Annotated in this window: 9 protein-coding genes; 6 read left to right on the top strand and 3 right to left on the bottom strand. The window is 75.5% G+C overall.

Annotated elements, in window-relative coordinates; all coding sequences use genetic code 11:
• The first annotated feature begins 232 nt into the window (after positions 1-232).
• Complete coding sequence (locus K5O09_RS05930; protein ID WP_255596153.1) at positions 233-1,945, top strand: hypothetical protein; 1,713 nt, start codon at positions 233-235, stop codon at positions 1,943-1,945.
• 52 nt (positions 1,946-1,997) lie between these two features.
• Here the strand turns inward: K5O09_RS05930 and K5O09_RS05935 are convergent, their stop codons facing one another.
• Complete coding sequence (locus K5O09_RS05935; RefSeq protein WP_222171874.1) at positions 1,998-3,203, bottom strand: hydroxymethylglutaryl-CoA synthase; 1,206 nt, start codon at positions 3,201-3,203, stop codon at positions 1,998-2,000.
• A gap of 246 nt (positions 3,204-3,449) precedes the next feature.
• The gene (locus K5O09_RS05940; RefSeq protein WP_222171875.1) at positions 3,450-4,523 is read right to left on the bottom strand and encodes a hydroxymethylglutaryl-CoA reductase; all 1,074 of its coding nucleotides are present in this window, start codon (positions 4,521-4,523) and stop codon (positions 3,450-3,452) included.
• 224 nt (positions 4,524-4,747) lie between these two features.
• On the opposite strand from K5O09_RS05940, the gene K5O09_RS05945 reads away from it, so the two are divergent.
• Complete coding sequence (locus tag K5O09_RS05945) at positions 4,748-5,524, top strand: LLM class F420-dependent oxidoreductase (protein WP_222171876.1); 777 nt, start codon at positions 4,748-4,750, stop codon at positions 5,522-5,524.
• Between the two features lie 144 nt (positions 5,525-5,668).
• On the opposite strand, the gene K5O09_RS05950 is transcribed toward K5O09_RS05945, so the two are convergent.
• Complete coding sequence (locus K5O09_RS05950) at positions 5,669-7,402, bottom strand: alpha/beta-hydrolase family protein (protein ID WP_255596155.1); 1,734 nt, start codon at positions 7,400-7,402, stop codon at positions 5,669-5,671.
• Positions 7,403-7,529: 127 nt separating this feature from the next.
• Here K5O09_RS05950 and K5O09_RS05955 point away from each other — a divergent pair, with 127 nt between their 5' ends.
• The 4 genes from K5O09_RS05955 to K5O09_RS05970 all read left to right on the top strand — a co-directional run bounded on the left by K5O09_RS05955 (position 7,530) and on the right by K5O09_RS05970 (position 13,818).
• The gene (locus K5O09_RS05955) at positions 7,530-8,222 is read left to right on the top strand and encodes a metal-dependent transcriptional regulator (protein ID WP_304518606.1); all 693 of its coding nucleotides are present in this window, start codon (positions 7,530-7,532) and stop codon (positions 8,220-8,222) included.
• 200 nt (positions 8,223-8,422) lie between these two features.
• Positions 8,423-9,631 carry an MFS transporter gene (locus K5O09_RS05960; RefSeq protein WP_222171879.1) on the top strand — a complete coding sequence of 403 codons (1,209 nt, stop codon included), beginning with the start codon at positions 8,423-8,425 and terminating at the stop codon, positions 9,629-9,631.
• A 183-nt stretch (positions 9,632-9,814) separates the two neighbouring features.
• Positions 9,815-12,760, top strand: a complete 2,946-nt coding sequence (gene leuS, locus K5O09_RS05965; protein ID WP_255596156.1) for a leucine--tRNA ligase — start codon at positions 9,815-9,817, stop codon at positions 12,758-12,760.
• A 134-nt stretch (positions 12,761-12,894) separates the two neighbouring features.
• Positions 12,895-13,818, top strand: coding sequence for a DegV family protein (locus K5O09_RS05970; RefSeq protein WP_222171880.1), 924 nt, complete (start codon positions 12,895-12,897; stop codon positions 13,816-13,818).
• The last annotated feature ends 156 nt before the right edge of the window (positions 13,819-13,974 follow it).

Consider the following 13,974-nt stretch of genomic DNA (forward strand, 5'->3'; position numbering starts at 1 on the left):
TCGGTGGGCACACCTACAGTGGCAGGGAACCTGTCCCCGGCCCCGGAGACCCGTGCCTGCTGCGTCCGCCCCCGCCCCTCGTCCCGCCCGACCCCGCGCACACCGCCCCGGGCCGACCCGGCGTGGCGCAGTCGCCGTGCTGGCGTCCGTCGTCGCGGTCGCGCTCGCGGCTTGCACCGGCGGGGCGACACCGCCCGGCCCGAGTGCCTCGCCGACGCCGACGCCCGAGCCCGTGAGCGCGGACGTCCGGCTCCCCGAGGAGCGGGCGACCGTCCTGCCCGAGGGATCCGCCGCCGCGACGGCGCTGGCGGTGAGCCGTGCCCTGTTCGCGCAGGCGCCGGCCGTCGTGCTCGCCGCGGACGACGACCCGGCGACCGTCGGACCCGCCGCGTCGGCGGCCGTCGCTCTCGGCGTGCCGGCGCTCGTCGCGGGCGACGACGGGCTCGCCGAGGAGATCGAGCGGCTGGGGGCCACCGACGTCGTGGCGGTCGGCGAGCCGCCGGACGACCTCGGCTCCGGCCTGCGGGTGCACGCCGTCGACCCTGCCGACCCGTCCGTGCTCGCCGAGCTCGGGTTCGCGTTCGGGGACCCGCACGAGGTGGACCCGGCGCGGCTGGCCGCAGCGGTCGCCGGCCTGGACCGGCCGGGCACGGCGCTGCTGACCGGGCCCGCGCCCGCGCCCGACGCCTCCCCGACGGCGAGCTCCTCGCCGCGGGCGCCGTCCTCTCCCGCGTCGTCCCGCGCGTCGCGTGCCCGGACGTCGCCGGAGCCCTCGCGGACCCGGTCCGGGAGCCGCCCGCCGACGCCGCCGTCCTCAGCCTCGCCGACGGCCGCCCCGTCCGGGCCGCCGTCGGCCGGCGTCCTGCTCGCCGCCGACGGCCCGCTCGTCGTGCCGTCCGAGGAGCCGGCCCACGCCGCCGTCCTCGTGGACGCCGCCGCCGACCGTGAGGGCCGCACCGCTGCCGCGCTCGCCACGGCGCGGGCGGCGGGGGTCCCCGTCGTCGACGTGCCCGGCGGGGACCCGCGGGCGACCTCGGAGACGGTGCAGGCGCTCGACGGCGTCCGGACCGTGGTGGCCCTGGCCCCCGGCTTCGGCGGTCCCGAGCGGCTCGGCGCGCGCGTCGCGGCGGCTGCGACCGGCGTGGAGCTCCCCGGAGGCGGGCAGCTCGTGTTCCCGCGCGGCGAGCCGGGCAAGCGCTACGTGGCGCTGTACGGGACCCCCGGCACGCCGGCGCTCGGCGTCCTGGGTGAGCAGGACGTACCGGCCACGATCGCGCGCGCCCGCCAGACCGCGGAGCCCTATGCGGCCCTGACCGACGACACGGTCGTGCCCACCCTCGAGATCATCGCGACGGTCGCCTCCGCCGCCCCGGAGCCGGACGGTTCGTACTCGCGCGCCCGCAGCGTGGAGGACCTGCGACCGCTGGTCGAGGCCGCGCAGGAGGCGGGCCAGGCGGTCGTCATCGACCTGCAGCCCGGTCGCACGGACTTCGTCACCCAGGCGAAGCAGTACGCCGAGCTGCTCGCGTACCCGCACGTCGGCCTCGCGCTCGACCCCGAGTGGCGTCTCGCGCCCGACCAGGTCCACCTCCGGCAGATCGGGTCGGTGGGCGTCGACGAGGTCAACGCGACCGCCGACTGGCTCGCCGGGTTCACGCGGGAGCACCACCTGCCGCAGAAGATGTTCCTGCTCCACCAGTTCTCGCTGCGGATGATCACCGACCGCGAGCGCCTCGACACCAGCCACGACGAGCTGGCGGTGATCATCCACGCCGACGGCCAGGGCTCCCAGCCCGCGAAGGCCGACACGTGGCGGGCACTGCGCCAGGGGGCGCCGGACGTGCACTGGGGCTGGAAGAACTTCTACGACGAGGACCAGCCGATGCTGGACCCGGCGCAGACCTACGCCGTGCAGCCGACGCCGGACCTGGTGACGTACCAGTAGCGCCGCCACGTGGGCGGCCGCCGCCGGACGAGCGAGTCGGGCGGCGTCCCCGTCAGGCGACCGCGCTCCCCGCGTCCGCCGCGGCTGCCCGCTCGTACACCCGCTGGTGGCCCGAGATGGCGGCGAGCCGGAACGAGCCGCGCGTGGTGGGCTCGAGGACGTGGTCCCCGCCGTCCACCGGGTTCACGGGGGCGACGATCCGCAGGTACTCGGCGTGCGAGATCCGCTCCCGGTCGTCGAGCAGCCGGCGGTGGGCCTCGGCGCGCAGGTGCTGCCGGAACCCGGGCTGCACGACGCCGGTGAAGAACTCGCCGACGGAGCCGGAGCCGTACGAGAAGAACCCGATGCGCGAGCCGGCGAGGTCCTCGGTCGCGTGGTCGAGCAGCGACGCCAGCCCGACGTACATCGACGCGGTGTACGAGTTCCCGATCTCGCGGTTGTACCGCAGGGTGTCCGCGATCTGCGCGGCCTGCGCCTCGGCGTCCCGGGGGCCGCCGGCGACACGGGCGAGGTGCGCGTGCGCCTTGACCGCCATCTTCGTGAACGGCTGGTGGTACACGAACGCGTCGATGTCGGCCAGGGCGGCGCCGCCCTGCGCCTGGTAGTCCTGCCACGCCCCGGCCAGCGAGTCCGTGTACGCGCGCAGCGACAGCCGGCCGTCGACGACCGCCGTCGAGCGGTAGTTCGGCCGCCAGAAGTCCATGACGTCCGTGGTGTGCAGGCCGGACACCGGCTCGATGGCCACGAGGCGCGGGTCGGCCGTCACGAGCATCGCGACAGCGCCGCAGCCCTGGGTCGGCTCGCCGGAGGAGCCCACGTCGTACCGGGCGACGTCCGAGCAGATGACGAGCACCTTCTGCTCCGGGTTGCGCGCCACGAGGGCGAGCGCCATCTGCAGCGCCGACGTCCCCGCGTAGCAGGCCTGCTTGAGCTCCACGACGCGCGCCGAGGGGGACAGGTCGAGCAGCCGGTGCACGTAGACGCCGGCGGACTTCGACTGGTCGATGCCCGACTCGGTGGCCAGCAGCACGGTCCGGATCGCGGCGCGGCCGGCGTCGTCGAGGTCCTCGACCAGCGGCAGCGCGGCTGCCGCGGCCAGCGTCACGACGTCCTCGTCGGGGGCGCACACGCTCATCCGGTCCTGGCCCAGGCCCACGGTGTACTTCGCGACGTCCACGCCGTGCACGGGGGCGAGGTCCGCCAGGTCGAGGTACCGGTCCGCGGTCGCGAAGGCCAGGTCGTCGATGCCGAGCTGCATGTCGGGGTGGGATCCTCTCGGGCTGGTCGCCGCCCGTCGGGCGGAGGGGCCCGGGGCGGGTGGCCCCGGAGCGTGGTGCTGCGTCGTACCGGCGCCACGCGAGGCCCGGACGACTGTAGCCCCGCGCGCGGAGCCCGACCAGCGACGGCCGGGGTCTTCACGCGCCTCACACGGAACGCCCCCGCGGGCCGGATTCATCCCGGCGGTCACGGGAGACCCGGCCGGTCGGCCGCCCCGCGCGCCGGGTCAGGCCGTGGCCGCGGGACCCGCCGCGCCGCGCTCCAGGCGCAGGTGCGCGGCCATGAGCTCGCCCTGGTTCGTCTGCGCGGCCATGAGCGACAGCTCCCCGCACAGCACGGTCGCGGCGCACAGCACCGCCAGCCGCCGGGCGTTCGCGCCGGGCTCACGCTCCTCGCGGCACCCGAGCCGGGCGAGGTTCTCCTCGACGAAGCCGAGGCCCTTGCCGTTCCCGACGGTCCCGACGATGAGGTTCGGCAGGGTGCAGGAGAAGTAGAGGTCGCCGTCGCGGACCTCCGCGTGGGTGAGGCCCTGCGAGCCCTCGACGATGTTCGCCGCGTCCTGCCCGGTCGCCAGGTAGAACGCCAGCAGCATGTTCGCGTAGTGCGCGTTCGCCGAGCGCAGCCCGCCGGCCAGCATCGTGCCGATGAGGTTCTTGCGGACGTTGAGCTGGACGACGGCCTCGGGCGTGGTGTGCAGGAACCGCTCGACGAGCCGCCGCGGCACGACGATCTCCGTCACGACGTTCTTGCCGCGTCCGAGGATGCCGTTCACGGCGGTGGCCTTCTTGTCCGAGCAGTAGTTGCCCGACACCGACCCGTACCGCACGCCCGGCACCGTCGCCAGGACGTGGTCCATGAGGCGGTCCGCCGCGTTCGTCACCATGTTGTGGCCCGACGCGTCGCCTGTGGTCAGCTCGAACCGGACGAACAGCAGGTTCGCGGCGATCTGCACGTGCAGGTCGATCAGCCGGGCGAACCGGCTGCTGCCGGCGACGACGGCCTCGAGCTCCGCCCGGTGCGACGTCAGGTGCTGCCAGGCGGCCAGCGCCACGCCCGCGTCGCCCGCCTCCAGCAGCACCGAGCGGGACATCCGCTCGTCCACCAGCGTCGCGCGGATGCCGCCCTCGACCATCGTGGAGATCCGGGCCCCGCGGCGCACCGACGGCCACAGCGGGGACTCGTACGTCGCGAGCGGCACCTCCGCCTCGCCGGTCATGACGTTGCCGCTGACCCGCAGCGGGCCGACCCAGCGCAGCGGGACGGGCGCCGAGAGCTCGGACGCGTCGGCGACGGCGGGCATGGGGACCTCCGGGGTCGGGAGCGGGGCGACCGTGCGGCGGGCGCACGGGCCGGCTGGTGCCGGGCGCTGGTCGATCGGGCGCGGCCGGCCGGGTGCGCGCCGGCGACGGCACGCGGACGCGGGCGGCCGCACCGGCTCAGCGTAGACGGCGCGCGACCCCGCGCCGGCGCCGGGTGCCGGTCCGGGGCGGCGCGCGCGGCCGGCGCGGACGTACGGTGACGACCATGACACGACCCCTCCGCATCGGAGTCCAGATCCAGCCCCAGCACGCGGACTACGCCCAGATCCGCGACGCGGTCCGCCGCGCCGAGGACCTCGGGGTGGACGTGATCTTCAACTGGGACCACTTCTTCCCGCTCTACGGCGACCCCGACGGCAAGCACTTCGAGTGCTGGACGATGCTCGGCGCGTGGGCGGAGCAGACCAGCCGCGTCGAGATCGGTGCGCTCGTGACCTGCAACTCGTACCGGAACCCCGAGCTGCTGGCCGACATGGCCCGCACGGTCGACCACATCAGCGGCGGCCGCCTGATCCTCGGCATCGGCGCCGGCTGGTTCGAGAAGGACTACGACCAGTTCGGGTACGAGTTCGGCACCGCGGGCTCCCGCATCGCGGACCTCGCGCAGGCGCTGCCGCGCATCAAGGCCCGCCTCGCGGCCGGCAACCCCGCGCCGACGCGGGACATCCCGGTGCTGATCGGCGGCGGCGGCGAGCGCAAGACGCTGCGGGTCGTCGCGGAGCACGCCGACGCGTGGCACTCGTTCGGCGACCTCGAGACGCTGACCCGCAAGAGCGCGATCCTCGACGAGCACGGCGCCGCCGTCGGCCGTGACACCGCCGCCCTCGTCGAGCGGTCCGTGGGCGTCAGCGCCCCGCCGTCCGAGGTCGCGGCCCCGCTGGTGGAGGCAGGTGTGACTCTCTTCACGGTCGGCGTCGGGGGCCCCGACTACGACCTCTCCCTCGTCGAGCAGTGGACCCGCTGGCGCGACGCCCGCGCCTGACCCCCACCCGCGCGCACCCGCCATCCGCCCGCCACGGCGAGTTCGGCAGCTCCGGCTGCCGAACTCGCACCGGAGTGCCGAACTCGCGTGCGGGGGTGGGCAGGGGCGGCCGGGGCGGGCAGAGGTGGCCGGGGTGGGTGCGGGTCAGCCGACGTCGGCGCCCGGGAGGGTCGGCAGGGTCAGGGTCTCGTCGATGAGGGACTGCAGGTCCGCCAGCTCCGCGTCCGACCAGCCCGGGGGCTCCGTGACGGCGGCCCACGCCGCCACCACCTGCGAGGCGTAGTTGTGCCCGTGCCCGTCCGGGACGCTGACCCCGAAGAACTGGTCCACGGTCACCTGCACGAACGTCAGGACGGGGAACCAGCGCACCCGGCCGGACACGTCGGGCCCGCGCGGCTCGGCGAGCCAGTCGGGCTGCCGGGTGAGCAGGTCCCACGACCACCAGACGACGGGGTCGGACGCGTGCTGCAGGTACGCGACGCGCGGGGAGTCCCAGGTCCCGGCCTGCGTGGCGAGCCCGGTGCCGTCGGACGCGAACCGCACCGTGCGGCCGTCGTCGACGACCGGCTGCCACTGCGGGCTGCCGGGGTCGCGCTCGGCGGTGATCGTGCGCCAGAGCGGGGTGAAGGCGGGCGTGCCCACATAGAGGGCGCCGTCGACGCGCGCGGTGAGGTCGCCGACGGATCCGAACGGCGCCTGCGCGGCGAACGACCCGAGGCTCAGGCCGTAGGACACGAGCTGCGGCCGGTCGTCCTGCGGCAGCTCGGCCCACCGGGCGTGCACGGCGTCGAACAGCAGCCGCCCGGCCTCGGACGCGCGGTCGGCGTCGACGAGGAACGACAGCCAGCTCGGCAGGAAGGAGTACTGGATGGTCGCGATCGCCGTGTCACCGCCCCACAGGTACTCCAGGGCGGCCATCTGCTGGGGCTCCGTCCAGCCGGTGCCGGTCGCGCCGGCCACCACCAGGACCGACCGGTCGAACGCCCCGGTGCGCTCCAGCTCGTCGACGGCGAGCTCGGCCCGCCCCGCGGCGTCGTCGGCCGAGTCCAGCCCGGCGTAGACGCGGATCGGCTCGGTCGCCTGCTCACCGGTCACCTCGGCGATCTCGTCCGTCGACGGGCCGCCGGCCACGAACGCGCGCCCCTGGCGACCGAGGGAGTCCCACGAGACCGCGGAGGCGGGCGACCCGGAGCGCAGCGGCGACGTGACGGGCTCGACCCCGTCGGGGGTGCCGGCGTTCGTGCCCGCGTACACGGAGTCCGCGACGTCGACGACCACCCGGAACAGCACGCCCGCGGCGAGCCAGTACACGAGCAGCGTCACCACGACGACACCGAGCAGCGACGCCGCGGAGGCGGGCACCCAGCGTCCCAGCAGGCGCGAGACCCGGCGGGACAGTCGGCGCAGCGCGCGCCCCAGGGCGATCAGCGCCAGTCCCACGGCCAGCGCGAGGACCCCGACGAGGAACGCCGACGACGTTCGCCGCTCCTCGCCGACCAGCACGCGGACGTCGTCCTGCCACTGGCAGCCCACCACGACGACGACCACGGCGAGGACAGGGCCCGCCCAGGACAGGACCCGCCAGGCGACGCGGCGCACACGGGCGGGAGGCAGGGGTATCCCGGTGCGGCGGACCACCCACGCGACGAGGACGCCGAGGGCGTACCCGAGCGCGGCCCCGACGCCCGCGATGAACCCGAGGTACAGGGTCGGGCGGGGGAGCAGCGACGGCGTCATCGCGGCCGCCAACCCGAGCAGCGCCCCGAGCATGCCGGGCCACGACAGCTCGCGCCGGGCGAACCAGCGACCCACCGCCCCCAGGACGCTCCCGGCGGCGCGTCGCGCCCGGTCCACAGCGGTCGGTCGGTCGGCGTCCACGGGCGTCCTCCGTCGAGCGGTCCGCGCCGCCCGGCGTGCGCGGACGGCTCCCGCGATTCCTACCACAGCGCGTCGTCGCCGCGGACGGTCCCCGCCCCGCAGCTGCCACGGCCCTACGCTGGACGTCGTGAGCGAGACGAGCGACCTGACCTCCGTCGCCCAGGACTACCTCAAGGTCATCTGGACCGCGCGGGAGTGGTCGACGGCGCCGGTGACCACCAAGATGCTCGCCGAGCGGCTCGGGGTGGGCGCGTCCACGGTGTCCGAGACGGTGCGCCGCCTCGCCGACCAGGGGCTCGTGGAGCACGCCCCGTACGCCGCCATCACCCTCACCCCCGAGGGGGTGCGCCACGCCGTCCAGGTGGTGCGCCGCCACCGGCTCATCGAGACGTTCCTGGTCAGCGAGCTCGGCTACGCCTGGGACGAGGTCCACGACGAGGCGGAGGTGCTCGAGCACGCCGTGTCCGACCTCATGGTCGAGCGCATCGACGCCAGGCTGGGGCACCCGACGCGGGACCCGCACGGCGACCCGATCCCCGCGCCCGACGGCACGGTGCCCGCCCCGGCCGCGCGCATGCTGTGGGAGCTCGACGGCGGGTCGGGCCGGATCGCCCGCATCTCCGACGCCGACCCGGGGTTGCTGCGGTACCTCGCGTCCGTCGGGGTGGTGCTGGACGCCCGGGTCGAGGTGGTGGAGCGGCGCGACTTCGCCGGCATGACGTCCGTGCGCGTGCTGCCCCCGGACGGTGGCGGTGAGCCGAGCGGGGTCGAGCTGGGCGAGGTCGCGGCCCGCGCGATCTGGGTGCTGCTCGACGCCTGAGCTCCGGGGGGCGGCCCGGCGGACCCGGGTCGGGCGCGGGCGGGGCCGCACCGCGCGGTCCGGGCTGCGGCCGGTAGGCTGGCTCGACCGGGACCCCGCCGACGTGGCACACCGGGACGGGCCGCCGCACCCGTCGGCCGTGCCCCCGCCCGTCCGGCCCGCGCGCAGCCGCACACCGACCTCGCCGCGGGAGCGCCCTCATGCACACGACCACCGGCACGCCCGCGGGCGACTCCGTCCTCGACCCGCACCTCGTGCGCCGGCGGGCACGGTTGCCGCTGCTCGCCCTGGCACTCGGCGGCTTCAGCATCGGGACCACCGAGTTCGCGACGATGGGCCTGCTCCCGCTCGTCGCGGACGACCTGCGGGTCTCGATCCCCACCGCCGGCCACGTGATCACCGCCTACGCCCTGGGCGTCGTCGTCGGGGCGCCCCTGCTCACGAGCGTCGCCGCCCGCGTGGAGCGGCGCCGGCTCCTGCTGCTGCTCATGGCCGCGTTCACCGTCGGCAACGTGCTGTCCGCGCTCGCGCCCACAGCCGGGTGGCTGGTCGCAGCGCGGTTCGTCGCCGGGCTGCCGCACGGGGCGTTCTTCGGCGTCGGTGCCGCGATGGGTGCCCACGTCGCCGGTCCCGGGCGTCGCGGCCAGGCGGTCGCGACGATGATGGCCGGGCTGACCGTGGCGAACGTCGTGGGTGTACCGCTGTCGACCGTGCTCGGGCAGGCGATGGGCTGGCGGGCCGCGTTCGTGGCCGTCGGAGCGCTCGGGCTGGTGACGCTCGCGGCGCTGTGGCGGTGGCTGCCGGGGCTCGCCGTGCCGGACGGCGCGAGCGTCCGCACCGAGATCGGGTCGCTGCGCAACCCGCGGCTGTGGGTCGCGGCCGGCGCCGGTGCCGTCGGGTTCGGCGGCATGTTCGCGGTGTACTCCTACGTCTCGCCGCTGCTCACCGAGGTCACGGGCCTGGCGGTCACGACCGTGCCCGTCGTCCTCGCGCTGTTCGGCGTCGGGATGACGGCCGGCACCCTGATCGGCGGCCGGCTCGCGGACCGGTCCGTGCCGCGCACCGTGCTGCTCGGCTTCGCCGCCACGACCGTCGTGCTGGTCCTCGTCGCGGTCCTCGGGCGCTCGCCGGTGCCCGGGGTGATCGCCGTGGTCGGGCTCGGCGTGGCGTCGCAGGTGCTCGGGCTGGCGCTGCAGTCCTGGCTCATGGACCTGTCGCCGCACGCGCCGTCCCTCGGCGCCGCCCTCTGCCACTCCGCGCTGAACGTCGGCAACGCCGCCGGTGCCTGGGCGGGCGGCCTGGTCATCGCCGCCGGCCTCGGCTACCTCGCGCCCGCGTGGGTCGGCGTGGCGCTCACCGCCGTGGGCCTGACCGTCGCCGCCACCGCCCTCCGCCCCCCACCCCGCTGACACCCACCCCTCCCTCCCGTCCCCTCCCGCCCGTTCGGAGGCTCCCAACGCGCTCGGAGGGTGTCGCGCGGGATCGTGGTGCTCCGCGGACCACCTCGATCCCACGTCGGAGCCTCCGACGGCGTCAGCGGGGGTGGGGGAGAGGTGGGAGGGAGGGGGTGTGGGCGTCGATATGCTCGGGCGGTGACCTCGCACGCCTCAGCCCAGCCCGACTCCGTCCCCACCACCGGCCAGGACGTGCCGTTCCGCTACACCGCCGACCTCGCACGCGAGATCGAGCTCCGGTGGCAGGACGAGTGGGTGGAGCGCGGCACGTTCTTCGCGGCGAACCCCACCGGGGCGCTGACGGACGGCGAGGGAGCGTCGGCACGCCCGGACGCCCGCCCGTTCTTCGTCATGGACATGTTCCCGTACCCGTCGGGGGCGGGCCTGCACGTCGGGCACCCCCTGGGGTACATCGCGACCGACGTCGTCGCGCGGTTCCGCCGGATGCAGGGCGACAACGTGCTGCACGCCCTGGGGTACGACGCGTTCGGGCTCCCGGCGGAGCAGTACGCGGTGCAGACCGGTCAGCACCCGCGCACCACGACCGAGGCGAACATCGAGATCATGGCGCGCCAGCTGAAGCGCCTGGGTGTCGCCCACGACCCGCGTCGCACGTTCGCCACGATCGACCCGGACTACGTGCGCTGGACGCAGTGGATCTTCCTGCAGATCTTCGGCTCCTGGTACGACGAGGACGCCGAGCGGCCCGACGGCGGACGGGGGGCCGCGCGCCCGGTCGCGACCCTGGTCGCGGCCTACGAGGCGGGCCGGGCCCTCCCCGAGGGCGTCGACGGGGTGCCCGAGGGGGCGACGTGGGCCGAGCTGGACGAGGTGCAGCGGCGCCGGGTCGTCGACTCCCAGCGGCTGGCGTACGTCTCCGAGACCCCGGTGAACTGGTGCCCGGGCCTGGGCACCGTGCTGGCCAACGAGGAGGTCACCTCCGAGGGCCGGTCCGAGCGCGGCAACTTCCCGGTGTTCCAGCGCACGCTGCGGCAGTGGAACATGCGGATCACCGCGTACGCCGACCGCCTGGCCGACGACCTGTCGCTGATCGACTGGCCGGAGAAGGTCACCGCGATGCAGCGGAACTGGATCGGTCGTTCGGAGGGCGCGCACGTCGACTTCGAGGTGACCGACGCCGACGAGCCGCTGACCGTGTTCACCACCCGACCCGACACGCTGTTCGGCGCGACCTACGTCGTGCTGGCGCCCGAGCACCCGCTGGTCGACGCGATCGTCGCCGCGTCCGAGCCCGCCTGGGACGAGGACGTGCCGGAGTCCTGGCGAGGCGGTGCGGCGTCCCCGGCGGAGGCCGTCGCGTCCTACCGTCGCGAGGCCGCCGCGAAGTCGGCCGTCGAGCGCCAGGCCGACGCCGGCCGCAAGACCGGCGTGTTCACCGGCGGCTACGCCCTGAACCCGGTCAACGGCGCCCAGCTGCCCGTGTTCATCGCCGACTACGTCCTGATGGGCTACGGCACCGGCGCGATCATGGCGGTGCCCGGCGGCGACACCCGCGACTTCGCGTTCGCCGAGGCGTTCGGCCTGCCGGTCGTCCACACCGTGCAGCCGCCGGAGGGCCACGAGGGCGCCTGGACCGGCGACGGCGAGATCATCAACTCGTCGAACGACGAGATCAGCCTGGACGGGCTGTCCGTCGCCGAGGCCAAGACGCGGATCGTCGACTGGCTGGCCGAGCGCGGCGCCGGGTCCCGCACGACCACCTACCGGCTGCGCGACTGGCTGTTCAGCCGCCAGCGGTACTGGGGCGAGCCGTTCCCGATCGTCTACGACGAGAACGACCTGCCGATCGCGATCCCGGAGCAGTCGCTGCCCGTCGACCTGCCGGACGTGCCGGACTACGCGCCCCGCACGTTCGACCCCGAGGACGCGGACTCCTCCCCGGAGGCGCCGCTGAGCCGCAACGACGACTGGGTGGACGTCACGCTGGACCTGGGCGACGGCCCGAAGGTCTACCGCCGCGACACCAACACCATGCCGAACTGGGCCGGCTCGTGCTGGTACTACCTGCACTACCTGGACCCCCAGCACGCGACCGACCAGGTCGTCGACCCGGCGCTCGAGCAGTACTGGATGGGCCCGGGCCACAATCCTGGCGACACCCACGGCGCGGGCGGCGTCGACCTGTACGTCGGCGGCGTCGAGCACGCCGTGCTGCACCTGCTGTACGCCCGGTTCTGGCACAAGGTGCTGTACGACCTGGGCCACGTCTCCAGCCGTGAGCCGTTCTACAGGCTGTTCAACCAGGGCTACATCCAGGCCTACGCCTACACCGACGCGCGCGGGGTGTACGTGCCGGCCGCCGAGGTGGTCGAGGACGAGTCCGTCGCGTCCGGGTTCACCTGGAACGGCGAGGAGGTCCACCGTGAGTACGGCAAGATCGGCAAGTCGCTGAAGAACGCCGTCTCCCCGGACGAGATGTACGCCGAGTACGGCGCGGACACGCTGCGGGTCTACGAGATGTCGATGGGCCCGCTGGACCTGTCCCGCCCGTGGGAGACCCGGGCGGTCGTCGGCGCGCAGCGCTTCCTGCAGCGTGTCTGGCGCAACGTGGTCTCGGAGGAGACCGGTGAGGTCACCGTGGCCGACGCCGAGCCGACGGTCGAGACGCTCCGGGTGCTGCACCGCACGATCGCCGAGGTCCGCGAGGACATGGCAGGCATGCGGATCAACACCGCGATCGCCAAGCTGATCGTCCTCAACAACCACCTCACGTCGCTGCCCGCCGTGCCGCGGTCCGTCGCCGAGCAGCTGGTGCTCATGACCGCGCCCGTCGCGCCGCACCTGGCGGAGGAGCTGTGGTCCCGCCTCGGGCACGAGCGCTCGCTGGCGCACGAGCCGTTCCCGGTCGTCGACCCGCAGTACCTGGTGGAGGAGACGGTCACCTGCGTGTTCCAGGTGCAGGGCAAGGTCCGCGGCCGGGCTGAGGTCAGCCCGGACGCGGACGACGCCTCGCTGCGCGAGCTGGCTCTCGCCGACGCCGGCGTGCAGCGCGCGCTCGCCGGCCGTGACGTGCGCACCGTGGTCGTGCGCGCGCCGAAGCTCGTCAACGTGGTCCCGGCCTGACGGTGCCCCGCGGCGCCGGCGGCTCGCCGGAGGTTCTGGAGGACGTCGCGGCGGCGTCCTCCAGAACGCCACGCAGGGCGCCGGAGGCGGCACGGACGGCGCTGCCGCCGAGGTGGGCGGAGCGGATCGCCCGGATGCTGCGGCGGGACGTCGCCGCGCCCGCCGCCGGCGGCGGGGTGCCCGACGGCCGACCCCTGCCGCCGCGTGTCGCCGTGGTGACCGACTCGACGTCGTGCCTGACCGCCGCGGACGCCCAGGCATGGGGGGTCGCCGTGGTGCCTCTCGACGTCGCCGCCGACGGTGAGCGCTACCGCGACGGGGTCGACCTGGGGCCCGGTGACCTCGCCGCGCTGCTGACCGCGGGGCGCCGGCTCACGACCTCGCAGCCACCCCCCGCGGCGTTCGCCCGGGCCTACGAGGCCGCCGCCTCCCGCGGCGCGGCCGAGGTCGTCTCGGTGCACCTCTCGGGCGAGCTGTCCGGGACGGTGCGGGCCGCCGGGCTCGCGGCGCAGCTCGCCCCGCTGCCCGTGCACGTGGTGGACTCCCGCTCCGCCGGGATGGGCCTCGGTTTCGCGGCGCTCGCCGCCGCCGAGGCGGCGTCCGGGGACGCCTGGGGCGGACAGCCCGACGGGGCGACCGTCGCCGCCGCGGCCGAGCAGGTCGGGCGCTCGACGGCCGCCTGGTTCGTCGTGGACTCGCTGGATCACCTGCGCCGGGGTGGGCGGCTGTCCGGGGCGGCCGCGGCGTTCGGGACCGTGCTCGGCCTGCGTCCCGTGCTGACGCTGCGCGACGGCCGCATCGAGGTCGCCGAGCGGGTCCGGACCCGCCGCGCGGCACGGGACAGGCTGCACGACCTCGTGGTGGCCGAGGCGCGCCGCCGCGGACCGGGGGTGCGGCTCGCCGTCCAGCACCTGGAGCGCACGGACGATGCCGAGGCACTCGCGGCACGGGTGGGTGCGACGCTCGGCACCGCTGACGTCCTGGTGCGCGAGGTCGGTGCGGTGCTCGGTGGCCACCTCGGCGTGGGGGCACTGGCGGTGACGGTCACCGACCGCTGAGGCCGGGCGGGTCCGCCTGTCGCGGGACGTCGGGTCCTCCCCAGGCGGCCCGGCCGTGTGTCGTCCCCAGGCACGCGCTCCCGGAGCGGACCCCACGGCCGCGCCGTGCCTAGCGTCCGGGCATGACCTGGTACGACGGCGGACCCGCCCCCGAGC

Origin of the sequence: Cellulomonas sp. C5510 (genome assembly GCF_019797765.1) — a bacterium.
Classification (GTDB): Bacteria; Actinomycetota; Actinomycetes; order Actinomycetales; family Cellulomonadaceae; genus Cellulomonas.

Bases quoted from the DNA above. Each gene is read 5' to 3' on its own strand.
- K5O09_RS05935 (WP_222171874.1), bottom strand. From the start codon at position 3,203: ATGCAGCTCGGCATCGACGACCTGGCCTTCGCGACCGCGGACCGGTAC.
- K5O09_RS05940 (WP_222171875.1), bottom strand. From the start codon at position 4,523: ATGCCCGCCGTCGCCGACGCGTCCGAGCTCTCGGCGCCCGTCCCGCTG.
- K5O09_RS05945 (WP_222171876.1), top strand. From the start codon at position 4,748: ATGACACGACCCCTCCGCATCGGAGTCCAGATCCAGCCCCAGCACGCG.
- K5O09_RS05960 (WP_222171879.1), top strand. From the start codon at position 8,423: ATGCACACGACCACCGGCACGCCCGCGGGCGACTCCGTCCTCGACCCG.
- K5O09_RS05970 (WP_222171880.1), top strand. From the start codon at position 12,895: ATGCTGCGGCGGGACGTCGCCGCGCCCGCCGCCGGCGGCGGGGTGCCC.